16 protein-coding genes are annotated in these 22,459 nt (G+C 70.1%); 7 read left to right on the forward strand and 9 right to left on the reverse strand.

Going from position 1 to position 22,459, the window contains the following annotated elements:
• Nucleotides 1-7: 7 nt before the first annotated feature.
• A complete protein-coding gene (locus ACIBCK_RS09775; protein ID WP_399388424.1) occupies nt 8-283 on the forward strand; it encodes a hypothetical protein in 276 nt (91 codons plus the stop codon).
• 39 nt (nt 284-322) lie between these two features.
• Here ACIBCK_RS09775 and ACIBCK_RS09780 read toward each other — a convergent pair whose 3' ends face one another.
• A complete protein-coding gene (locus ACIBCK_RS09780) occupies nt 323-1,228 on the reverse strand; it encodes an acyl-CoA thioesterase (protein WP_399388426.1) in 906 nt (301 codons plus the stop codon).
• 120 nt (nt 1,229-1,348) lie between these two features.
• Entirely contained in the window at nt 1,349-3,985 is a 2,637-nt protein-coding gene (locus ACIBCK_RS09785; RefSeq protein WP_399388428.1) for a DEAD/DEAH box helicase, read from the reverse strand.
• On the opposite strand from ACIBCK_RS09785, the gene ACIBCK_RS09790 reads away from it, so the two are divergent.
• Entirely contained in the window at nt 3,984-4,778 is a 795-nt protein-coding gene (locus ACIBCK_RS09790; protein WP_367038809.1) for a metal-dependent hydrolase, read from the forward strand. The two genes, ACIBCK_RS09785 and ACIBCK_RS09790, sit on opposite strands and share 2 nt — an antisense overlap.
• Nucleotides 4,779-4,918: 140 nt before the next feature.
• On the forward strand, nt 4,919-5,800 hold the full coding sequence (locus tag ACIBCK_RS09795) for an alpha/beta fold hydrolase (protein ID WP_399388430.1): 882 nt from the start codon (nt 4,919-4,921) through the stop codon (nt 5,798-5,800).
• 147 nt (nt 5,801-5,947) lie between these two features.
• On the opposite strand, the gene ACIBCK_RS09800 is transcribed toward ACIBCK_RS09795, so the two are convergent.
• Both ACIBCK_RS09800 and ACIBCK_RS09805 read right to left on the reverse strand, forming a co-directional pair.
• Nucleotides 5,948-7,729 carry an ABC transporter ATP-binding protein gene (locus ACIBCK_RS09800; protein WP_399388432.1) on the reverse strand — a complete coding sequence of 594 codons (1,782 nt, stop codon included), beginning with the start codon at nt 7,727-7,729 and terminating at the stop codon, nt 5,948-5,950.
• On the reverse strand, nt 7,726-9,582 hold the full coding sequence (locus ACIBCK_RS09805; RefSeq protein WP_399388434.1) for an ABC transporter transmembrane domain-containing protein: 1,857 nt from the start codon (nt 9,580-9,582) through the stop codon (nt 7,726-7,728). The genes ACIBCK_RS09800 and ACIBCK_RS09805 overlap by 4 nt, the downstream gene beginning before the upstream one ends.
• A gap of 310 nt (nt 9,583-9,892) precedes the next feature.
• On the opposite strand from ACIBCK_RS09805, the gene ACIBCK_RS09810 reads away from it, so the two are divergent.
• A complete protein-coding gene (locus tag ACIBCK_RS09810; RefSeq protein ID WP_399388436.1) occupies nt 9,893-10,633 on the forward strand; it encodes a L,D-transpeptidase family protein in 741 nt (246 codons plus the stop codon).
• Between the two features lie 117 nt (nt 10,634-10,750).
• Nucleotides 10,751-12,217 carry a cation:dicarboxylate symporter family transporter gene (locus ACIBCK_RS09815; protein WP_399388438.1) on the forward strand — a complete coding sequence of 489 codons (1,467 nt, stop codon included), beginning with the start codon at nt 10,751-10,753 and terminating at the stop codon, nt 12,215-12,217.
• Here the strand turns inward: ACIBCK_RS09815 and ACIBCK_RS09820 are convergent.
• The 3 genes from ACIBCK_RS09820 to ACIBCK_RS09830 form a co-directional block, all read right to left on the reverse strand.
• The gene (locus ACIBCK_RS09820; protein WP_399388440.1) at nt 12,156-13,625 is read right to left on the reverse strand and encodes a Gfo/Idh/MocA family protein; all 1,470 of its coding nucleotides are present in this window, start codon (nt 13,623-13,625) and stop codon (nt 12,156-12,158) included. The two genes, ACIBCK_RS09815 and ACIBCK_RS09820, sit on opposite strands and share 62 nt — an antisense overlap.
• 174 nt (nt 13,626-13,799) lie before the next feature.
• A complete protein-coding gene (locus tag ACIBCK_RS09825) occupies nt 13,800-16,718 on the reverse strand; it encodes an FAD-binding and (Fe-S)-binding domain-containing protein (protein ID WP_399388443.1) in 2,919 nt (972 codons plus the stop codon).
• A 72-nt stretch (nt 16,719-16,790) separates the two neighbouring features.
• Nucleotides 16,791-17,234 (reverse strand): MarR family winged helix-turn-helix transcriptional regulator, encoded by a 444-nt coding sequence (locus tag ACIBCK_RS09830; RefSeq protein WP_399388445.1) that lies wholly within the window; start codon nt 17,232-17,234, stop codon nt 16,791-16,793.
• 116 nt (nt 17,235-17,350) lie between these two features.
• Here ACIBCK_RS09830 and ACIBCK_RS09835 point away from each other — a divergent pair, with 116 nt between their 5' ends.
• Complete coding sequence (locus ACIBCK_RS09835) at nt 17,351-19,168, forward strand: ABC transporter ATP-binding protein (RefSeq protein WP_399388446.1); 1,818 nt, start codon at nt 17,351-17,353, stop codon at nt 19,166-19,168.
• Between the two features lie 46 nt (nt 19,169-19,214).
• Nucleotides 19,215-20,054: an endolytic transglycosylase MltG gene (gene mltG, locus ACIBCK_RS09840; protein WP_399388907.1), complete on the forward strand. Its 840-nt coding sequence runs from the start codon at nt 19,215-19,217 to the stop codon at nt 20,052-20,054.
• A 24-nt stretch (nt 20,055-20,078) separates the two neighbouring features.
• Here mltG and ACIBCK_RS09845 read toward each other — a convergent pair whose 3' ends face one another.
• Together ACIBCK_RS09845 and ACIBCK_RS09850 are read right to left on the reverse strand one after the other, a co-directional pair.
• Complete coding sequence (locus ACIBCK_RS09845) at nt 20,079-21,188, reverse strand: NAD(P)-binding domain-containing protein (RefSeq protein WP_399388447.1); 1,110 nt, start codon at nt 21,186-21,188, stop codon at nt 20,079-20,081.
• Between the two features lie 60 nt (nt 21,189-21,248).
• A complete protein-coding gene (locus ACIBCK_RS09850) occupies nt 21,249-22,457 on the reverse strand; it encodes an LLM class flavin-dependent oxidoreductase (protein ID WP_399388449.1) in 1,209 nt (402 codons plus the stop codon).
• Nucleotides 22,458-22,459: the final 2 nt, after the last annotated feature.

Consider the following 22,459-nt stretch of genomic DNA (forward strand, 5'->3'; position numbering starts at 1 on the left):
CATCCGTATGAAGATCCGCGGCATCGATCCCCGTGACGCCACCTGGGAACTGGACCACGCCCGTTACCGCGTCTATTTCTGGGACGTTCCCGCCGCGACGGCGCACGAGTACGAAGTCCTCGACACCGTCGATGTCGGCGAACTCCTGGAGTGGGCGTCGCGATACGCCGCCGACCGCGGGTGGTCGTACACCGTCTACACGGCGGTCAGCGACGGCGACAGGCTCGGACTCGTCCGTCTCGCGGGCGTCTTGGGGGACCCGTTCGCCGACGCCTTGGACTGACCGACGCGCCGGGCTGATCGGCGTGCCGGCGGGAGACGCTCACGCGCCCGTCGGCGGCCTCCCGTCCATGTGCCGCTCCCCATAAGCCCGGAAGAGCCCTTCCTGCACGACGGAGACCAGCAGCCTGCCCTTGATGTCGTAGATACGGCCGCGTGCGAGACCGCGGCCGCCCGTCGCGATCGGGGACTCCTGGTCGTAAAGGAACCACTCGTCCGCGCGGAAGGGGCGGTGGAACCACATGGCGTGGTCCAGCGAAGCCATGTCGAAGCCACGCGGACCCCACAGCGGTTCCACCGGGATGCGGACGGCGTCCAGGAGCGTCATGTCGCTCGCATACGTCAGCGCGCAGGTGTGGACGAGCGGATCGTCGCCGAGTGGGCCGACCGCGCGCATCCAGACCGCGCTGCGCGGCTCGGCGTCCTTGATCTCCTCGGTGGTCCAGCGCAGCCGGTCCACGTAGCGGATGTCGAAGGGCTGGCGCCTGGCCATCCGCTCCAGCTGCTCGGGGAGTTCGCCCAGATGCTCGGTGATCTCCTGGGCGACCGTCGGCAGCGTCTCGGGGTCGGGAGCCGTGATGCGCGGCGGCAGCTGGTGCTCGAACGCTCCTTCCTCGGGCTGATGGAAGGACGCGGTGAGGTTGAAGATGGTGCGGCCCTGCTGCACCGCGGTGACCCGGCGCGTGGTGAAGGAACGCCCGTCCCGCACTCGCTCGACCTGGTACACGATCGGCACGCCGGGACGGCCGGGCCGCAGGAAGTAGGCGTGCAGCGAGTGCACCGGGCGCTCGCCCTCGGTGGTGCGCCCCGCGGCCACCAGGGCCTGCCCGGCGACCTGCCCGCCGAAGACCCGCTGCAGGGACTCCTGCGGGCTGCGGCCACGGAAGATGTTGACCTCGATCTGCTCCAGGTCCAGCACGTCGACAAGCCGGTCGGCGGGGTTGTTCATGAAGGTTCCTCGACTCCTGTCCGGGGGAAGCTCGGGGCGGTCAGCGGTCAGCGGTCAGCGGTCAGCGGTCAGCGGTCGACTGGCAGCTGACCGCTGGCAGCAATTGTCAGCCGTCAGCCCTCAGAGCTGACCGACGTCCGTGACCCGCACAACGGCGCGCCCCTCCTCGTCGGAAGCCGCGAGATCGACCTCCGCGCTGATACCCCAGTCATGGTCGCCGTTCGGGTCCGCGAACGTCTGCCGGACGCGCCACAGACCGTGGTCCGCGTCCTCCTCGATGAGCAGCAGCTTGGGGCCACGCGCGTCGGGGCCGGTGCCGAGATCCTCGTACTCGTCCCAGTACTTGTCCATGGCCGCGCCCCAGGCGTCCGCGTCCCAGCCGGAGTCGGCGTCCAGTTCGCCCAGTTCCTCGACGTGGTCGAGCGCGGCGAGTTCGACGCGGCGGAAGAGCGCGTTGCGGACCAGGACGCGGAAGGCGCGGGCGTTGGCCGTGACCGGCTTGACCTGGTCGGCCTTCTCCTGGGCCTCCTCCGCGGTCATGACCTCGGGATTGGCGAGCTGCTCCCACTCGTCGAGGAGGCTGGAGTCGACCTGGCGGACCATCTCGCCGAGCCAGGCGATGAGGTCTTCCAGGTCCTCGGACTTCAGGTCGTCCGGGATGGTGTGCTCAAAGGCCTTGTAGGCGCTCGCGAGGTAGCGAAGGACGATGCCCTCGGTGCGGGCGAGCTCGTAGAAGGACGTGAACTCCGTGAAGGTCAGCGCCCGTTCGTACATGTCGCGGATCACGGACTTGGGGGAGAGCGGGTGGTCGCCGACCCACGGGTGGCTCGTCTTGTAGGTGTTGTACGCGTGGAAGAGCAGCTCCTCCAGAGGCTTGGGGTACGTGACGTCCTGGAGGCGCTCCATGCGGTCCTCGTACTCGACGCCGTCCGCCTTCATCAGGGCCACCGCCTCGCCGCGTGCCTTGTTCTGCTGGGCGGCGAGGATCTGGCGCGGGTCGTCCAGGGTGGACTCGACGACGGACACCATGTCGAGGGCGTACGAGGGGGATTCCTGGTCGAGCAGGTCGAAGGCGGCCAGCGCGAACGTCGACAGCGGCTGGTTCAGTGCGAAGTTCTGCTGGAGGTCGACCGTCAGACGCACGATGCGGCCCGAGGCGTCCGGCTCGTCGAGCTTCTCCACCACACCGCCGTCGAGCAGCGAACGGTAGATGGCGATGGCGCGGCGGATGTGCCGCAGCTGCTGCTTGCGCGGCTCGTGGTTGTCCTCAAGGAGGTGACGCATCGCCTCGAAGGCGTTGCCCGGGCGGGCGATCACCGCCAGGAGCATGGTGTGCGTGACGCGGAAGCGGGAGGTCAGCGGCTCGGGCTCGGAGGCGATGAGCTTCTCGAAGCCGGACTCGGTCCATCCCACGAAGCCCTCGGGGGCCTTCTTGCGCACCACCTTGCGGCGCTTCTTCGGGTCGTCGCCCGCCTTGTTGAGCGCCTTCTCGTTCTCGATGACGTGCTCGGGCGCCTGCGCCACGACGAGGCCCGCCGTGTCGAAGCCAGCACGTCCCGCGCGGCCCGCGATCTGGTGGAACTCCCGGGCGCGCAGGGTCCGTACGCGCGTGCCGTCGTACTTGGTGAGGGCGGTGAAAAGGACCGTGCGGATCGGGACGTTCACGCCGACGCCGAGGGTGTCCGTGCCGCAGATGACCTTCAGCAGACCGGCCTGCGCCAGCTTCTCGACGAGCCGCCGGTACTTCGGCAGCATGCCCGCGTGGTGCACGCCGATCCCGTGGCGCACGTACCGCGAGAGGTTGCGGCCGAACTTGGTGGTGAAGCGGAAGTTGCCGATCAGCTCGGCGATCTTGTCCTTCTCCTCGCGCGTGCACATGTTGATGCTCATCAGCGACTGCGCGCGCTCGACGGCCTGTGCCTGCGTGAAGTGGACGATGTAGACCGGCGCCTGCTTGGTCTCCAGGAGCTCGGTGAGCGTCTCCGTGATGGGCGTCAGGCGGTACTCGTACGACAGGGGCACGGGGCGGGTCGCGGAGCGGACGACCGAGGTGGGGCGTCCCGTGCGGCGTGTCAGGTCCTTCTCGAACATCGACACGTCGCCGAGCGTCGCGGACATGAGGATGAACTGTGCCTGCGGCAGTTCGAGGATCGGGATCTGCCAGGCCCAGCCGCGGTCCCCCTCCGCGTAGAAGTGGAACTCGTCCATCACGACCTGGCCGACGTCGGCGTTCTTGCCGTCCCGCAGCGCGATGGACGCGAGGACCTCGGCCGTGCAGCAGATGACGGGGGCGTCGGAGTTCACGGACGCGTCGCCGGTGAGCATGCCGACGTTCTCGGTGCCGAAGAGCTTGCACAGGTCGAAGAACTTCTCCGACACCAGAGCCTTGATCGGAGCCGTATAGAAGGTGACCTTGTCCTGGGCCAGCGCCGTGAAGTGCGCACCCGCCGCGACCAGGCTCTTTCCGGAGCCGGTCGGCGTTGACAAGATCACGTTGGCTCCGGAGACCACCTCGATCAGCGCTTCCTCCTGAGCCGGATAGAGAGTGATCCCCGTCTCCTCGGCCCACGAGGAGAAGGCTTCGAAGAGGGCATCGGGGTCGGCATCCGGCGGCAGCTGATCAATAAGGGTCACACCCCCATCTTGCCTTCCTTCTGTCCCGATCCGGGAACCGGCGGTCTCCACGAAGATCACGAACGCTACGCTGTGTGGCCAACGGGGCGTCAGTACAACAGAAATGGGGCGGGGAACAGCCATGATGGGTCCGGCACACTCACTGTCGGGGGCTGCGGCCTGGCTCGGCGTCGGAGCGGCCGCGGCGGCCGCCGGGCACACGATGCCCTGGCCCGTCCTCCTCGTCGGAGCCCTGATCTGCGCCGGGGCCGCGCTCGCACCCGACCTCGACCACAAGTCGGCGACCATCTCGCGGGCCTTCGGGCCCGTCTCCCGGGGCCTCTGCGAGATCGTCGACAAGCTCTCGGCCGCCGTCTACAAGGCGACCCGCAAGCAGGGCGACCCGCGCAGGGCCGGCGGACACCGCACCCTCACGCACACCTGGCTGTGGGCCGTCCTCATCGGCGCCGGGTCCTCCGCCCTCGCGATCTTCGGCGGGCGCTGGGCGGTCCTCGCGCTGCTCTTCGTCCACGTGGTGCTCGCCATCGAAGGCCTGCTGTGGCGGGCCGCGCGCGGGTCGAGCAGCGATGTGCTGGTGTGGCTGCTCGCCGCGACGAGCGCCTGGATCCTCGCCGGGGTCCTGGACAAGCCCGGAAACGGCGCGGACTGGCTGTTCACCGCGCCCGGCCAGGAGTATCTGTGGCTGGGTCTGCCGGTGGTGCTCGGCGCCCTGGTGCACGACATCGGGGACGCGCTCACGGTCTCCGGCTGCCCGATCCTGTGGCCCATCCCCATCGGCCGCAAGCGCTGGTACCCCATTGGACCGCCGAAGCTGATGCGGTTCCGGGCGGGCAGCTGGGTCGAGCTGAAGGTGCTGATGCCGGCGTTCATGCTGCTCGGGGGAGCGGGCGGCGCGGCGGCGCTGAACTTCATCTGAGGGATGCCGTGCGTGGGCGGATCCTCGGCCGGTACCGACCCGCGACAGCGGACCCTCGGCCGGTACCGACCCGCGATAGCGGCCCCTCGTCCGGTATCCCCCGGCGATGACTTCCGGCCCTGGTCAGGGTCTACACGAACATGACGACGCACATGCTCACCACCCGTGAGGCCGAGCTCGCCTACGACGTCCGCGGCCCGGTGCCGCCGGCGGACGGGCGCCCTCCGCTGCTCATGATCGGCCACCCCATGACCGCCGACGAGTTCGGAGCCCTGGCGGCCCGCTTCCCGGACCGCACCGTGGTCACCTACGACCCGCGCGGCCTCGGCCGCAGCAGCCGCAGCGACGGCAGGACCGATCATGACCCCACGGTTCAGGCCGGCGACGTGCACGCGCTGATCCAGGCGCTGGGGGCCGGCCCTGTCGAGCTGTTCGGGAGCAGCGGTGGCGCGGTGGTCGCGCTGGCACTGGTGGCGGCCTACCCCGACGACGTTTCCACCCTGGTCGCGCACGAGCCGCCGCTGCTCACTGTGCTCCCTGATGCCCCGGCGGCCGAGCGTGCAAGGGCTGGCGTGCTGGGGGCGTACGACAAGAGCGGCTGGGGTGCCGGGATGGCGGCCTTCATCTCGATGACGTCATGGCAGGGCGAGTACACCGACGCCTACTTCGCCGAGCCCGCGCCCGATCCTGCCGCGTTCGGCCTGCCGACGGAGAACGACGGCTCGCGCGATGACCCGCTGCTCTCCGACCGGTCGTGGGCGGTCAGCGGGTATCAGCTGGACGTCGGCGCGCTCGCCGCGGCATCGACGCGGATCGTCATCGCGGTGGGGGAGGAGTCGCAGGGCGTGGTCACCTGGCGTACCTCGGAAGCGACAGCCGCGCTCCTTGGCCAGCGGCCGACGGTGTTCCCGAGTCACCACGGCGGCTTCACGGGCGGTGAGTCCGGCTATCCGGGCAAGCCGGACGAGTTCGCGCTCAGGCTGCGTGAAGTGCTCGACAGCGCCGGTTCCGGGGGCAGTTGACCGCCTGGCCGTCCGGCCGCCCAGCCGCCCAGCCGTCCGGCCGCCCAGCCGCCCGGCTGTCTTCGGCGGGACGGAGCGAAAGGACCGCTCCGTCCCGCCGAGCCTCCTTTACCCGTGCCAGGCCGCTCCGTCCCGGCCGAGGCTCCGCTACCCGTGCCAGGACCGCCAGAGCGCCGCGTACGCGCCGCCCGCCCCCACCAGCTCGTCATGGCTGCCCAGCTCGCTGATCCGGCCGTTCTCGACCACCGCGATGACATCCGCGTCGTGCGCGGTGTGCAGACGGTGGGCGATGGCGACGACGGTGCGGCCGTCCAGGACGCGCGCGAGGGAACGCTCCAAGTGGCGTGCCGCGCGCGGGTCCAGGAGCGAGGTCGCCTCGTCGAGGACCAGGGTGTGCGGGTCGGCAAGGACCAGGCGGGCCAGCGCGACCTGCTGGGCCTGTGCCGGTGTGAGGGCGAAACCGCCCGAGCCCACCTCGGTGTCAAGACCCTCGCTCAGGGACCGGGCCCAGGTGTCCGCGTCGACCGCGCCGAGCGCCGCCCACAGTTCGGCGTCCCGCGCCCCGGTCCTCGCGAGCAAGAGGTTGTCGCGCAGGGAGCCCACGAAGACGTGGTGCTCCTGGTTGACCAGCGCGACGTGGGAGCGGACGTCTTCCGCGGGCATGGCCGACAGCTCCGCCCCGCCCAGCGTCACATGACCGTCGCGCGGTGCGTAGATCCCGGCGAGCAGTCTGCCGAGCGTGGACTTGCCCGCGCCGGACGGGCCGACCAGGGCGACGCGCGAGCCCGGTTCGACGGCGAGTGACACCTCGCGGAGCACGTCGACGCCCGGCCGGTAGCTGAAATGCACGTCGTCCGCGAGCACGTCGCGTCCGTCAGGAGCGACGGAGCCGTCGCCCGCGTCCGGTTCGATGTCCCGTACGCCGACCAGGCGGGCCAGTGAGACCTGGGCGACCTGCAGTTCGTCGTACCAGCGAAGGATGATGCCCAGTGGGTCGACGAGCATCTGTGCGATGAGTGCGCCCGTGGCCAGCTGGCCGACACCGATCCAGCCCTGCAGGACGAACACGCCGCCGATCATCAGGACCGAGCAGAGCACGAGGGTGTGGGTGAAGGTGATGACCGGGAAGAGGACGGAGCGCAGGTAGAGAGTGTGTCGTTCCCACGCCGTCCATTCCTTGATGCGCCGCTCCGACAGCTCCACGCGGCGTTTTCCGAGCCGGTGCGCCTCCACCGTGCGCCCCGCGTCGATGGTCTCGGCGAGGGCCGCGGCGACAGCGGCGTACCCCGCGGCCTCCGAACGGTAGGCGGAGGGCGCCCGCTTGAAGTACCAGCGGCAGCCGACGACCAGAAGCGGCACCGCGGCGAGGACGGCGGGCGCGAGCGGCGGCGCGGTCACGGCGAGACCGCCGATCAGGAGCCCGGCCCACACCACGCCGATCGCCAGCTGCGGCACGGCCTCCCGCATCGCGTTCGCGAGCCGGTCGACGTCCGTGGTGATCCGCGAAAGGAGATCACCCGTCCCGGCCCGCTCCAGGACGCCCGGCGGCAGCCCGACCGACCGTACGAGGAAGTCCTCGCGCAGATCGGCCAGCATCCGCTCGCCGAGCATTGCGCCGCGCAGCCGCACCTGCTGGACGAAGCAGGCCTGCACGAGCAGGGCGACGGTGAAGAGGCCGATAGTGCGGCCCAGATGGAGGTCACGGGCGCTGTCCGCGACGTTCTCGACCAGATCGCCCAGGAGGTAGGGCCCGGCCATCGACGCGATCACGGCACAGGTGTTGACCGTGATGAGCAGGGCGAAGGCCCGGCGGTGCCGCCTGACCAGTTCGCGTACGTACGCCCCTACGGTCGCGGGCGCGCCCACGGGCAGGGTGTCCGCGGTGGTCGGGGCCGCCGGGTCGTACTCCGGTGGCGCCAGGCCGATCATGCCGTCTCCTCGATGTCGATCTTGATGTCGGTCAGGTTCACGGAGGCTTGTTCCTCGTCCGTCTCACGCGTCACGACCGCCCGGTAGCGCGGCTCGCTGTGCACGAGATCGCGGTGCACGCCCACCGCCGCGACCTCCCCCTCGTGGAGGAAGACCACGCGCTCGGCCCGGTCGAGGAGCAGCGGCGACGAGGTGAGGACCACCGTCGTACGCCCCTTGCGCAGCCCCTTGACGCCGTCGGCGACCCGCGCCTCGGTGTGCGAGTCGACGGCGGACGTCGGCTCGTCGAGTACGAGGACTTCGGGGTCGGTGATCAACGAGCGGGCCAGCGCGAGCCGTTGCCGCTGCCCGCCCGACAGGGAACGTCCGCGCTCGGTGACGTGGGCGTCCAGCGGGTCCTCGCTCACCGAACCCTGCGCCAGAGCGTCCAGCACGTCGGCGCACTGCGCGGCGTCCAGGGCCTCGTCGGCGCTCACCGCTCCCGATGCCGGGACGTCGAGGAGTCCGCGGAGCGTGCCGGAGAGCAGCACCGGGTCCTTGTCCTGTACGAGGACGGCGGTACGGGCGGTGGCCAGCGCCGTCTCGTCGAGCGGCACCCCGCCGAGCAGCACGGACGGCAGCTCCTGCGCGTCGTCGAACGCCGCGTGCCCGCCGAGGCGTTCGGCGAGCCGCCCCGCCTCGTCCGGATCGCCGCACACGACGGCGGTGAGACGGCCCGAGGGGGCGAGAAGCCCGGTCGCCGGGTCGTAGAGATCACCGGTGGGCGTCGGGAGATCACCGGTGGGCGTCGGAGCGCCGGCATGCGGCCCGACCCCCGCGTACTCGGTGCTCGCCGTCCGCTCGCCACCGGCATGCGTCGTGCGCTGGAGCGAGAGCACCCGCGCGGCACGCTTGGCCGAGGGGCGCGAGAAGCTGTAGGCCATCGCGATCTCCTCGAAGTGCCGCAAGGGGTAGGTCAGCATCGTGACCGCGCTGTAGACGGTGACCAGTTCACCGATGGTGATCCGGCCTTCGCGCGCCAGGTTCACGCCGTGCCAGACGACCACGATCAGGAGCAGCCCCGGCAGCAGCACCTGAACCGCCGAGATCGCCGCCCACATCCGGGCGCTGCGCACGGCGGCCGTACGCACTTCCTGCGAGGCGCGGCGGTAGCGGTCGAGGAAGAGGTCCTCGCCGCCGATGCCGCGCAGCACCCGCAGCCCCGCCACGGTGTCCGAGGCGAGTTCGGTCGCGCGCCCGGCCTTCTCCCGCTGATGGTCGGCCCGCCGGGTGGCGCGCGGCAGCAACGGGAGCACGGCGAGCGCCAGCACCGGCACACCCACCGCGACGACCACACCGAGAGCGGGCTGGTACACGACAAGGCCCACGCAGACGAAGACGACCGTGAGGGCGGCCGCCGTGAACCGCGAGATCGCCTCCACGAACCAGCCGATCTTCTCGACGTCACCGGTGGATACGGCCACCACCTCACCGGCGGCGACTCGCCGCGTGAGCGCCGAGCCGAGCTGGGCGGTCTTGCGGGCCAGCAGCTGCTGGACGCGGGCGGCCGCGGTGATCCAGTTGGTGACCGCGGTGCGGTGCAGCATGGTGTCGCCCAGGGCGATGGCGATGCCGCACAGGGCCATCACCCCGCCCGCCACGGCGAGCCGTCCCCCGGAGCGGTCGACCACGGCCTGTACGGCGAGGCCGACGAGGTAGGGGAGCACCGCGATGGAGCCGAAGTGCAGGATGCCCCAGGCGAGGGACTTCAGCTGGCCGTCGAGCTGGTTCCGCCCGAGCCAGCGCAGGAAGTGGGGGCCCGAGCGGGCATCCGGCATGCCCGGGTCGGTGAACGGAAGATCGCGAATCTGCATGAGGTGTGACGTCCCAGGGTTGGGGTCGGGGTCGGGGTCGAAAGAGAGGGGCCGTCGGTTCGGCGGAGCGTGCCGGCGTGAACGGACGGTGTGGAACGGGAGGTGAGGAAGCGGGGAAGCGGCGGGGCGGGGAAGCGGCTCCACAAGGGGAGAAGCTGACGTCGAGCGGCGGTGACTCGCCGTGAAAGGTTCGCCTCGCTCGGTGGCGCGAAGCAAACGATTTTCCGTCGGGGAGTAAAGATTCGGCCCCTTCTTCGACGGCGGCCGGGCGACGGGACGGCTCCCGCGAGCCGGGTGCGACCATGGGCGGATGCGTATAGCCGGTGCGGTGCGAACGGCGGCCGCCCTCGCGGCCTGCGGTGTTCTGTTGACGTCCTGCGGGAGTTCGGGCCACGGCCCCAAGGCCGGGGGGAAGAACGAGGAGGGCGCGGGCCGGGAGAAGAGAGCCGATGCGCCGGCGACGACCGACCTCAAGCGCATCCCCAATGTGGGTGACCCCTTGCAGAACAAGATCCCCAAGAACTCCCGGCAGGTCGTCGCGGTCTACGGAGAGGGCGAGGACTCGGCGAAGTCGACCGTCGTCCTGTACGAGAAGTCCGGCTCGACCTGGGACAAGACCCGTAGCTGGGCCGCGCACAACGGCAAGAAGGGCTGGACGACCGACCACCGCGAGAACGACAAGCGCAGCCCGGTCGGCGTCTTCACGCTCACCGACGCCGGCGGCGTCCTCGCCGATCCCGGCGCGAAGCTCCCGTACACGCAGAGCGCGTCGATGCAGGCCCCGCACTACTGGCCCAAGACGCACTGGCACGACTTCGACTACGTCGTCGCGATCGACTACAACCGCGCCAAGGGCACCCCGCCCAACGACCCGACCCGCCCCCAGGGACAGTCCAAGGGCGGCAGCATCTGGCTGCACATGGACCACGGCAGCGGTACGTCGGGCTGCGTGAGCCTGTCGAAGCAGGGCATGAAGTACCTCCTCGAGAACCTCGACCCGAAGGAGCACCCGGTGGTGCTGATGGGCGACAAGGCGCATCTCAAGGGCTAGCCCCTGCTGACCTGACCCCTTGGAGCAAGATCCAAGATTTACGCCGATGTGATCTGGAGGTCTTTTCCGGAAGAGGGCACTCCGCCATAGTGGCGCCTCGCGGAAACAAATTTCCGTATGGCAGAAGCCAGTTGGAGCCTCACCACAGGAGTGCCCGTGCCGCAGTCCGTACCGTCCCTGCCGCGACGCGTAGCACGCACCTTGCGAACCTCACTGTTCGCGCAGGTCGCCTGCGCGTTGGTGCTCGGAGTCCTCGTCGGGAGGCTGTGGCCCGACGCGGGCACCGCCGTCCAACCGCTCGGCGACGGCTTCGTACGTCTCATCAAGGCGATGATCGCCCCGCTCGTCTTCTGCGTGGTCGTCGCAGGAATCACCAAGGCCGGAGACCTCAAGGCCTTCGGCCGTATCGGGATCAAGGCCCTGATCTGGTTCGAGGTCGCCACCACGGTCGCCCTCGTCGTCGGTCTGCTCGCCGGAAACCTCGTCAGCCCCGGGACCGGCATGAACGTCGACCCCGCCACACTCGACGCATCGGCCGTCGACGAGAAGACCGGCGGCGGTGAACTTCCCTCGACGAGCGAGTTCATCCTGCACTCGCTGCCCGACAGCGCGATCGGGGCCTTCGCCGAGAACTCGCTCCTCCAAGTCCTCGTCCTGTCCTGCCTGGTGGGCGCCGCCCTGCTGCACCTGGGCAACACGAAGGTCCCCGCGATACTGCCCGCCATCGAGCAGGGCCAGGAGGTCGTCTTCGCGATCGTCGGCTTCATCATGAAGCTGGCACCGCTCGCCGTCTTCGGCGCCACCGCGCATCTGGTGGGGGAGTACGGTCTCGGCGCCCTGTCGACGTACGGCAAGCTCATCGGCGTCTGTTACGCGGTGGCTCTGCTCTTCCTCGTCCTGCTCGGCGTCGCCCTGAAGGCGCTGACAGGACTGAGCCTGTGGAAGTTCGTCCGCTACACCCGCGAGGAGATGCTGCTCGCACTCGGCACGGCCTCCAGCGAAGCCGTCATGCCGCGCATGATGCAGAAGCTGCGCCAGGCGGGCTGCCGCGACGACGCGGTGGGCCTGGTCCTGCCGACGGGGTACTCCTTCAACCTCGACGGAGCCTCGATCTATCTCTCCGTCGGTACGTTGTTCATCGCGCAGGCCGTGGGCGTGGACCTGAGCCTGGGCCAGCAGATCACGGTCGTCCTCGTCCTGATGCTGACCAGCAAGGGCATGGCGGGCGTGCCCGGTTCGGCGTTCCTCGCGCTGTCCGCGACCGCCTCCGCGCTCGGGGTCATCCCGGCCGGCGCGGTCGCGCTGCTGCTCGGCGTGGACCGCATCATGGACGCCATGCGCGTCGCCACGAACCTGCTCGGCAACTGCGTCGCCGTCTTCGTGGTCTCGCGCTGGGAGGGCGCACTGGACACGGCGCGGGCGAAGAAGGTCCTGGGCGGCGAGATCGCCTTCGTTCCGGAACAGGGCGAACCGGTGGAGGAGCCCGGCAGTGCCGATGCGAGCACTGCCGGGCCCAAGTCCCTTACGCCTGCGGCTTCTGAGAGTCCACTCCCGGACGGGCCTTCTTCCACAGCCCGCGAGTGAAGTCCGGGATCGCCTGCGGCGCGCCCTTCGCCTTGATCGACAGATGGCTCAGGGGGACGGGCGACGTCCAGACGGCGGCGTCGTAGACGTCGAAGTCAGGAACGAGGCCGAGCTGCATGGTCTGCATCAGACGGAAGATCATGATGTAGTCCATGCCGCCGTGCCCGCCCGGCGGGTTGGCGTGCTCCTTCCACAGCCAGTGGTCGAACTCGGTCGCGTACTTGTCGAAGTCGCCCCACTCGTCGTTCGTGTGGTCCGGCTCGATGTAGATGCGCTCGGGGTAGTCCTCGAACACGCCCCGCGTGCCGCCGAGGCTGTTGATCCGGGAGTAGGGGTGCGGGGTGCTGACGTCGTGCTCCAGGCGAATCACCCGCCCCTTCGCCGTCTGGACGAGGCTGATCGTGCGGTCGCTCTCGATGTACGTCTCCTTCCAGCTCGGGTCGCCCGCCGGCATGTGCGCCTTGCGGTACTCGGCGAGGCCGAGGGCGGGCGTGCCGAAGCTGGAGATGTGCGTGACGCGGTCGCCGCGGTTGATGTCCATGTAGTTGGAGACCGGACCGAAGCCGTGGTTGGGGTAGAGATCGCCGCGCAGCCGCGTGTGCCACAGGCGCCGCCAGGGTCCCTCGTAGTAGTCCGGGTCGAACATGAGGCCGCGCAGATCGTGGTTGTAGGCGCCCGCTCCGTGCAGCAGATCGCCGAACTTGCCCGCGTGGGCCATGCGCAGGACGCGCATCTCGTTCTTGCCGTAACAGCAGTTCTCCAACTGCATGCAGTGTCTGCGGGTCCGCTCGGAGAGGTCGACCAGTTGCCAGAGCTGGTCGAGCTGGAGGGAGACGGGACACTCCACACCCACGTGCTTGCCGTTCAGCATCGCGGACTTGGCCATCTCGAAGTGCCAGTCCCAGGGCGTCGCCACGTACACGAAGTCGATGTCCCCACGCTTGCACAGGTTCTCGAAGTCGTGATCGCCCTTGGTGTACGTCGCCGGAGCGGGCTGGCCCGCATCGGTGACCTTCTTCGCCGCGGCGGCCGTCTTGTCCTTGACCGGGTCGCAGAGCGCGACGACCTTCACCCCGGGGACCGCGAGGAACAGGTCGATCATGCTGCCGCCGCGGTTGCCGAGCCCGACGATGCCGACTCGCACCGTGGAACGCCGCTCGAACGGTACGCCGATCATGGTCTTGCCCTTGCGGGGCGGCGCCTGTGCGGCCGAGTCCGCGGCCATGGGCGCTGCGGGCGCGCCCTGCGGGGCATCCGCGTGGGCCGTGCCGCCGGCGAGGGCGCCGAGACCGAGCCCGGCTCCGGCGAGGCCGGCGGTGCGGAGCACGGCGCGGCGGGATGCGCCGTCGGCGGACTCGTCAGGGGTCGCGGACTCGTCAGGGTTCGGCTTCGCGTGCTCGTCGTGCATCGGACCTCCGTGGCTTGGATGCCTGCGCTGGAACGGATGCCACCCTGATGGCGGGACGGGCGTGGCGCAAGGGACCGAAGTGGCCGGGGAGTTGGATTTATTTGGCGCCGCCCCGCCACCGGGGACGCGGCGGGTGCGATCCCGGTGTGATCCGGTGGGGCCTTGGGGACGGCTTCACGGCCGTGTCGCGTGCTCCAGCTCCAGGAGTACGGAGTAGTACGCGCGGCCCGTGGCGTGGTCCATGCCGACCTCGCACATGCGGTTCGCCGAGAGGTGTGCGTCGAAGGGGCGGGCGGTTACTTCGGCCGCCTCCTTGCGGGTGGCGGACTCCGTCAACTCCTTGTGCAGCATGCCGCGGTCGCCCGCGAAGGCGCAGCACCCCGCGTCGTCGGGGACCACCACCTCGTCCGCGCAGACCTCGGCGACGGCGCGCAGCTGGGCCTCGTCACCGAGGTGGCTCATGGAGCAGGTGGGGTGCAGGACGGCGGAGCCGACCGTGCGGTACACGTTCAGGTGAGGGAGCAGCTCGTCAGCGGCCCAGACGAGCGAGTCGACGATGTTCAGCTCGCGGTGCAACTGCCTGTTGTCGGCGGTGAGATAGGGGACGACTTCGTGCGCGATGCCGAGCGTGCAGGACGAGGCGTCCACGACCAGGGGCAGCCTGCCGCCCGCCGTCCAGCCCCACGCCGCCTCGACGATGCGGTTGGCCATCACCGCGTTGCCCTCGTCGTACCCCTTCGAGTGCCAGATCGTCGCGCAGCATGTCCCCGCGACATCGTCCGGAATCCAGACGGGCCTTCCCGCGCGCGTGGAGACGGCGACCATCGCCTCCGGCAGGGAGCGGTCGCCGGGGCTTGTGAAGATGCGGTTGACGCACGCCGGGTAGTAGACGGCGCTCGCGCCCGCGCGCGTGGTGCGGGGCAGCTTGCGGGCGGCCGCTCCCGGGATGCTCGGCAGCCACTCGGGGACCAGATCGGGGCGGACCGCCTTGCGCGCGGCGCGCGTCACCGAGGTCAGGAGACGGTCGCTGATACGGTCGGCGGCGGCCACGGCGAGCCGTGCTGCGGCCTCCACCGCCTTGAAGTTCCTGGCGGCGAGGGCGGCCCTCCTCTCCTCGCGCGGTGAGTGCCGTGCGTGCCGGAACTCCTTCATCAGGGCGCCCGTGTCGATGCCCACCGGGCAGGCCAGCTTGCAGGTGGAGTCACCGGCGCAGGTGTCCACCGCGTCGTATCCATACGCCTCGACCAGGCCGTCCTCGACCGGGGACCCGGAGGGCTGGCGCATCATCTCGCGGCGCAGCACGATCCGCTGGCGCGGAGTGGTCGTCAAGTCCTCGCTGGGGCAGGTCGGTTCGCAGAAGCCGCACTCGATGCAGGGATCCGCGATCAGCTCCACCTTGGGGATGGTCTTGAGGCCGCGGAGGTGAGCCTTCGGGTCGCGGTCGAGGACGATCCGCGGCGCCAGCACCCCGTCAGGATCGATGATCTGCTTGGTGCGCCACATCAACTCCGTGGCCCTCGGGCCCCATTCGAGCTCCAGGAACGGGGCGATGTTGCGTCCGGTCGCGTGCTCGGCCTTGAGCGAGCCGTCGAAGCGCTCGACGGTCAGCCGGCAGAACTCGTCCATGAACGCGGCATAGCGCTCCACGTCCGAGGGCAGGCCCGCGTCGAACGCGAGCAGGAAGTGCAGATTGCCGTGCGCGGCATGCCCCGCGACGGCCGCGTCGAAACCGTGCCGCGTCTGGAGCTCCAGAAGGGCCCCGCAGGCGTCGGCGAGCCGCGACGGCGGCACCGCGAAGTCCTCGGTGATCAGTGTCGTCCCGGAGGGGCGTGAGCCGCCCACCGCCGTCACGAACGCCTTGCGGGCCTTCCAGTAGCCGCCGATCGTCCTGGGGTCGCGGGTGAAGGCGTTGGTCACCGAGGCGACCGGCGCGACCAGTTCAAGCCCCTCGGTCACCTTGGCGGCCGCAGCCTCGTACACCTCCTGGCGCGTCTCGTCCGGTGCGCGGAACTCCACCAGAAGCGCGGCCGTCGACTTCGGGAGCCGCGCCCAGTCGGCGGGCACCCCCGCCACGCTGGTCGAGGCACGCAGAGTGTTGCCGTCCATCAACTCGACGGCCAGTGCGCCCGCTTCGTTGAACAGCGGGACGGCCGCCGCCGCGGCCGGCAGGGAGGGGAAGAACAGCAGGCCGGTGGTGACATGCCGGTCCAGTGGAAGCGTGTCGAACACGACCTCCGAGATGAACCCGAAGGTGCCCTCGGAGCCGACCATCAGGCCGCGCAGGATCTCGACGGGCGTCGCGCCGTCCAGGAAGGCGTCCAGGCGATAGCCGTTCGTGTTCTTGATCTCGTACTTGGCGCGGATACGGGCCGTGAGCTCCTGGTCCGCCTCGATCTCCCGCTTGATCGCCAACAGGCCCTCGCACAGGGCAGGTTCGGCGTGCGCCAGCTGTTCGTCGGCATCCGGGTCCGCCGTGTCGACGACCGTGCCCGTCGGCAGGACGAAGGTGAGCGAGGCGACCGTGCGGTACGAGTTGCGTGTGGTGCCCGCCGTCATTCCGGACGCGTTGTTCGCGACGACTCCGCCGATAGTGCAGGCGATGGCGCTCGCCGGGTCGGGGCCGAGCACCCTCCCGTGCCGGGCGAGCGTGGCGTTGGCCCGCAGGATGGTCGTCCCCGGGCCGATGCGTGCCTGCTCGCCCGCGCCGATGACCTCGACGCCCGCCCAGTGCTTGCGGACGTCGACCAGGATGTCCTCGCCCTGGGCCTGGCCGTTGAGCGAGGTGCCCGCCGCGCGGAAGACGACCTCGCGGCTCCTGCCGTGCGCGTACGACAGGACGGCGGAGATGTCGTCGATGTCCTCGGCGACGACCACGACCTGCGGCACGAAGCGATAGGGGCTCGCGTCGGACGCGTACCGCACGAGGTCGGAGATCTTCGTCAGCACCTTGTCCTCGCCGAGCAGCGCTGTCAGTTCCGAGCGCAGCGGCTCGGGGGTGCCCTTGGCCTGCCGGTCCGGGACCCGGTCGTGAGCCGGTGCCTCCGGGCGCGACATGGGGCGCAGGGATTCCGGCTTGGGCTCCAGGATCGGCATGAGCTCTCCTCGGCGGGGTCATACGGTCAGCGGTCTGGGGTGGCCCGCGGTCTCGGGTGGCCCGCCGCGGTGTCAGCAGCGGCGGACGTCCGGCACATCGAACAACGCGTTCAGCAGGACGCCCAGCTGCTCGCGCTGCTCGGCGTCCAGTGGGGCAAGGATGTCCTCCGCGGCGGCCCGGCGCGCGCTGCGCAACTCCCTCAGCGATTTGCGCCCCGCGTCCGTGAGCTCGATGCGGATCACCCGGCGGTTGGTCGGATCGGGGACGCGACGCACGAGATCACCGGACTCCAGGCCGTCGACCAGGCTCGTCACGGCGCGCGGGACCACCTCGAGGCACTCGGCGAGGTCGGCCATACGGGGCGGGGTGTCGTACTGCACGAGGGTGCGCAGCAGGCGCGACTGGGCCGGGGTGATGCCGATCGGCACCAGATGGCGCTTCTGGATGCGGTGCAGCCTGCGGGTCAGCCGCAGCAGCTGTTCGGCGAGCAGTCCGTCGGCGTCCGGGGTGTTCATGCGGGAACATTATCAGGACCTTGTGCATTGTGAGTATAGGTAACAGTGAGCTATGCTCCCTCAGTCATCGTCGGCTGTACTGCTGCCGACGGCCGTCTCACCTCCCGTAGGAGCCCATGCCACACGACGAACCCAAGTGGACACCGCAGCCCCTGGCCCCCGGCCAAGAGGAACAGCCGCGGCAGATCCGCCGCATCCTGCGCCTCTTCCGCCCCTACCGCGCCCGTCTCGCGGTCGTCGGCCTGCTGGTCGGCGCCGCCTCCCTGGTCTCGGTCGCCACCCCCTTCCTGCTGAAGGAAATTCTCGACACCGCCATCCCGCAGGGCCGGACGGGCCTGTTGAGCCTGCTGGCTCTCGGGATGATCCTCAGCGCGGTCGTCACCAGCATCTTCGGCGTTCTGCAGACCCTGATCAGCACGACGGTCGGGCAGCGCGTGATGCACGACCTGCGCACCGCTGTCTACGGCCGCCTGCAGAGCATGTCGCTCGCCTTCTTCACCAGGACCCGCACCGGTGAGGTCCAGTCCCGCATCGCCAGCGACATCGGCGGCATGCAGGCGACGGTCACCTCCACCGCCACCTCCCTGGTCTCGAACTTCACCAGCGTGATCGCCACGATCGTCGCCATGCTCGCCCTCGACTGGCGTCTGACGGCCGTGTCACTGCTCCTGCTGCCCGTCTTCGTGTGGATCAGCCGCCGGGTCGGCCGCGAGCGCAAGAAGATCGCCACGCAGCGGCAGAAGCAGATGGCCGCGATGGCGGCGACGGTCACCGAATCGCTCTCCGTCAGCGGCATCCTGCTCGGCCGCACGATGGGCCGCGCCGACTCGCTCACCCGGTCCTTCGCCGACGAGTCCGAGCGCCTCGTCGACCTCGAGGTCCGCTCGAACATGGCGGGCCGCTGGCGCATGGCCGTCATCTCGATCGTCATGGCCGCCATGCCCGCCGTCATCTACTGGACCGCGGGCCTCGCCCTGCAGACGGGCGGCCCGACGGTCTCGATCGGCACGCTCGTCGCCTTCGTCTCGCTCCAGCAGGGCCTGTTCCGGCCCACGGTGAGCCTGCTGTCCACCGGCGTACAGATCCAGACCTCGCTCGCGCTCTTCCAGCGCATCTTCGAGTATCTGGACCTGCCCATCGACATCACCGAGCCCGAGCACCCGGTGCGCCTGGACAAGATCAAGGGCGAAGTCCGCTTCGAAGGCGTCGAGTTCCGCTACGACGGCGACGACGGCCGGAGCCGCCCGATCCTCGACGGCATCGACATCACCGTCCCCGCGGGCGGCAGCCTGGCCGTCGTCGGCCCCACCGGATCGGGAAAGTCGACCCTCAGCTATCTGGTGCCGCGGCTGTACGACGTGACGGGCGGGCGCGTCACGATCGACGGCGTGGACGTGCGCGACCTGGACTTCGACACGCTGGCCCGTGCGGTCGGCGTCGTCTCCCAGGAGACGTATCTCTTCCACGCGTCGGTCGCCGAGAACCTGCGCTTCGCCAAGCCCGACGCCACGGACGACGAGCTGATCGCGGCCGCGGGCGCCGCCCAGATCCACGACCACATCGCGTCCCTCCCCGATGGGTACGACACGGTGGTCGGCGAGCGCGGCCACCGCTTCTCCGGAGGCGAGAAGCAGCGCCTCGCCATCGCCCGTACGATCCTGCGCGATCCGCCCGTGCTCATCCTGGACGAGGCGACCAGTGCCCTGGACACGCACACCGAGCACGCCGTGCAGGAAGCCATCGACGCCCTGTCCGCCGACCGGACGACCCTCACGATCGCCCACCGGCTCTCCACCGTCCGCGGCGCCGACCAGATCGTGGTCCTGGACGCGGGCCGGACCGCCGAGCGCGGCACCCACGAGGAGCTCCTGGAAAGGGACGGCCGTTACGCCGCCCTGGTCCGAAGAGACGCCCAACTGGAGCCAGCGACATGAAAATATGCTCGGTATGTCCGCATTTGCAAGATAATGTGACCGCATGCTGCAGACCAAGACTCCGCGCCGGGGCACGATTCGACTGACGCGTCGGGGCCGGATCGCCCTGATCGCGACCGGAACCGTCGCGGCGGTCACCGCCGTGACGGTGCCGCTGCTGCTCCCGGAAGACGACGGACGCCCCGAATCCCTGACCATCCCGGAGGGCTGGCGCTCCACCCAGGTGTACGGGGCCGTCGACAAGGTCCTCGGTGTGCCGACCGGCACCACGAAGAAGGCCCTTCCCAAGGCGGGCCTCAAACTCCCCGCCGACGCACGCGGCAACCCGGAGGGCTACCTCTTCCCTGCCACGTATCCCATCAACGACAAGTCGACCCCCGCCTCCGTGCTCTCGTACATGGTGAACACGGCGACCAAGAAGTTCAGCGGCGGCCAGGTCACGGCGGGCGCCGAACGCAACGCCGTGAACGTCTACCAGACCCTCACCATCGCCAGCATGATCGAAGCCGAGGCAGGCACCAAGGCGGACATGGGCAAGGTGTCCCGGGTCATCTACAACCGCCTCGAACAGGGCATGCCGCTGCAGATGGACTCGACGATCAACTACGCCCTGAACCGCTCCACGCTGAACACCCGTGAACGCGACACCCAGATCAACAGCCCTTACAACACCTACGCGCGCATGGGCCTGCCCCCCACCCCGATCGGCAACCCCGGCGAGGAGGCTATGCGCGCGGCGACCAACCCGACGCAGGGCAACTGGCTGTACTTCGTGACGGTGAAGCCGGGGGACACCCGCTTCACGGCGAGCTTCGAGGAGCAGCAGAAGAACGTGGCGGAGTTCAACAGGAACCAGAGCAAGGACCAGAAGAAGCAAGGGGCCTGAGAGCAGGGGCCCGCCCCCGGTGTGTCACACGGTGGCGGGTACCTCCTGCAGAAGCCTCTTGATGTCCCGCACCGCCGCTCGCCCCGCACGGTTCGCGCCGATCGTGCTGGCCGACGGCCCGTACCCCACCAGGTGGATGCGGGGGTCGGCGGCGGCGCGAGTGCCCTCGATCCGGATGCCGCCTCCCGCCTCGCGCAGCCGCAGCGGCGCCAAGTGTTCGATGGCGGCCCGGAAGCCGGTGGGCCAGAGAATGACGTCGGCGTCCACGCGCCGCCCGTCGTTCCACTCCACGCCGCTCGGCGTGACGCGGTCGAACATCGGGAGCCGGTCGAGCACCCCCTCGGCCCGCGCCTGCCGGATGGCGTCGTTGACGGGCAGCCCGGTCACGGACACCACGCTCTGTGGCGCGAGCCCCTGCCGCACCCGCTCCTCGACCATGGCCACGGCCGAGCGCCCCCAGTTCTCGTCGAAAGGGGCCTCACGGAAGACGGGCTCACGCCGAGTGACCCAGGTGGTCCGCGCGGCGTACGGGGCGATCTCCATCAGATGCTGGGTGCCCGATGCCCCGCCGCCCACGACGATCACGCGCTGACCCTGGAACGCCTCGGGCCCGGGATAGACGGCCGTGTGCAACTGCCGCCCGCGGAAGGTGTCCTGCCCCGGGTAGCGCGGCCAGAACGGCCGGTCCCACGTGCCCGTGGCGTTGATCAGGGTGCGGGTCGCCCACGCGCCGGCCGACGTCTCGACCAGCAGCCGCCCACCGTCGCCCTCGCCCACCCGGTGGACGTCGACGGGCCGGTGCACGCGCAGGTCGAAGCGCTGCTCGTACGCGTCGAAGTACTCCCGGATGACCTCCGACGAGGGGCGTGCGGGGTCGGCCCCGGTCAGCTCCATGCCGGGGAGTGAGTGCATCCCGTGGACTTTCCCGTAGGTGAGCGAGGGCCAGCGGAACTGCCACGCACCACCGGGCCGTGGCGAGTGGTCCAGGACGACGAAGTCCCGGTCCGGCTCGAAGCCGGCCCTGCGCAGGTGATAGGCGCTGGACAGACCCGCCTGACCGGCGCCTATGACCACCGCGTCCACCTCTTGTGCCGCCTCGCGTGCGGCCGCGTCCCGTGCCCCGATGTCGTTCACGTTTCTACTAACTCCATCGGGGCCCGGGATCTTCCCGCGTCGGCGGCCGTCCGGGTCGCGTCAGCGCCCGCCCGCCACCAGCAGGGGAGCGCCGCCGGGAGCGGAGGCCGGACGGCCGTTCGCCGCAGGCACACCGGCCAGCTGCGAGGCCGGAATCCGGGGCAGCAGCCCGCGCGCCGCCAGATCAGGGATCACACCCTCGCCGAACCAGTACGCCTCCTCCAGATGCGGATAGCCCGACAGTACGAAGTGCTCGACCCCCAGCGCGTGATACTCCTCGATCCGGTCCGCGACGTCCGCGTGGCTGCCGACCAGCGCGGTGCCCGCGCCGCCCCGTACGAGACCGACGCCCGCCCACAGATTCGGCGAGATCTCCAGCTCGTCGCGGGAACCGCCGTGCAGCGCGAGCATCCGCTGCTGGCCGACCGACTCGCTGCGGCCGAGAGCCTGCTGGGCGGCGGCGATCGTGTCCGGGTCGAGGTCGTCGAGCAGCCGGTTCGCCGTGGCCCAGGCCTCGGCGGCTGAATCACGCGAGATGGTGTGCAGGCGGATCCCGAACCGGACCGTGCGCCCCTGCTCATCGGCCAGAGCGCGAATCCAGTCGATCTTCGCCTTGACCTGCTCCGGCGGCTCGCCCCACGTCAGGTACACATCCGTGTGCCGAGCCGCGACGGGACCGGCCGCCGCCGACGAACCACCGAAGAAGATCTCCGGCAGCGGGTCCGGCGGCAGCGCGGTCAGACCGCCCTCCACGTCGTAGTGCTCGCCGTGGAAGTCGAAGGGCTTCCCGCCCCACACGCCCCGCACGATGGACAGGAACTCATCGGTACGGGCGTAACGGCGATCGTGGTCGAGATGGTCGCCGAAGCGCCGCTGCTCGGTCGAGTCGCCGCCCGTGACGACGTTCAGGAGCAACCGCCCGCGCGTGATGCGCTGATACGTGGCCGCCATCTGCGCGGCGAGCACCGGCGATATGACGCCGGGCCGGAACGCCACAAGGAACTTGAGGCGCTCGGTGTGCTGGGCCAGCGCGACCGTCGTCAGCCAGGCGTCCTCGCACCAGGTGCCGGTCGGGGTCAGCACCGCCTCGAAGCCCAACTGCTCGGAGGCCTTGGCGATCTGGATCAGATAGTCGATGTCGGGGGCCCGCACCCCGCTGACCGGCGTGACGCGCGAGCGCTTGATGCCGCCGTCGGTGTAGGCATGCCGGTCCACGAGGGTGCGGCCGTCGCCGCCGGTCGGCAGGAACCAGTTGAGGTGGACGGTCATCG

The sequence above is a fragment of the Streptomyces sp. NPDC051218 genome, from assembly GCF_044455475.1.
In the GTDB taxonomy this organism is placed as follows: Bacteria; Actinomycetota; Actinomycetes; order Streptomycetales; family Streptomycetaceae; genus Streptomyces.

What these genes read in the sequence shown, in the direction of transcription:
- ACIBCK_RS09775 (WP_399388424.1), top strand. Translation starts at nt 8, where the DNA reads ATGAAGATCCGCGGCATCGATCCCCGTGACGCCACCTGGGAACTGGAC.
- ACIBCK_RS09780 (WP_399388426.1), bottom strand. Translation starts at nt 1,228, where the DNA reads ATGAACAACCCCGCCGACCGGCTTGTCGACGTGCTGGACCTGGAGCAG.
- ACIBCK_RS09790 (WP_367038809.1), top strand. Translation starts at nt 3,984, where the DNA reads ATGATGGGTCCGGCACACTCACTGTCGGGGGCTGCGGCCTGGCTCGGC.
- ACIBCK_RS09785 (WP_399388428.1), bottom strand. Translation starts at nt 3,985, where the DNA reads ATGGCTGTTCCCCGCCCCATTTCTGTTGTACTGACGCCCCGTTGGCCA.
- ACIBCK_RS09795 (WP_399388430.1), top strand. Translation starts at nt 4,919, where the DNA reads ATGACGACGCACATGCTCACCACCCGTGAGGCCGAGCTCGCCTACGAC.
- ACIBCK_RS09800 (WP_399388432.1), bottom strand. Translation starts at nt 7,729, where the DNA reads ATGATCGGCCTGGCGCCACCGGAGTACGACCCGGCGGCCCCGACCACC.
- ACIBCK_RS09805 (WP_399388434.1), bottom strand. Translation starts at nt 9,582, where the DNA reads ATGCAGATTCGCGATCTTCCGTTCACCGACCCGGGCATGCCGGATGCC.
- ACIBCK_RS09810 (WP_399388436.1), top strand. Translation starts at nt 9,893, where the DNA reads ATGCGTATAGCCGGTGCGGTGCGAACGGCGGCCGCCCTCGCGGCCTGC.
- ACIBCK_RS09815 (WP_399388438.1), top strand. Translation starts at nt 10,751, where the DNA reads ATGGCAGAAGCCAGTTGGAGCCTCACCACAGGAGTGCCCGTGCCGCAG.
- ACIBCK_RS09820 (WP_399388440.1), bottom strand. Translation starts at nt 13,625, where the DNA reads ATGCACGACGAGCACGCGAAGCCGAACCCTGACGAGTCCGCGACCCCT.
- ACIBCK_RS09825 (WP_399388443.1), bottom strand. Translation starts at nt 16,718, where the DNA reads ATGCCGATCCTGGAGCCCAAGCCGGAATCCCTGCGCCCCATGTCGCGC.
- ACIBCK_RS09830 (WP_399388445.1), bottom strand. Translation starts at nt 17,234, where the DNA reads ATGAACACCCCGGACGCCGACGGACTGCTCGCCGAACAGCTGCTGCGG.
- ACIBCK_RS09835 (WP_399388446.1), top strand. Translation starts at nt 17,351, where the DNA reads ATGCCACACGACGAACCCAAGTGGACACCGCAGCCCCTGGCCCCCGGC.
- ACIBCK_RS09850 (WP_399388449.1), bottom strand. Translation starts at nt 22,457, where the DNA reads ATGACCGTCCACCTCAACTGGTTCCTGCCGACCGGCGGCGACGGCCGC.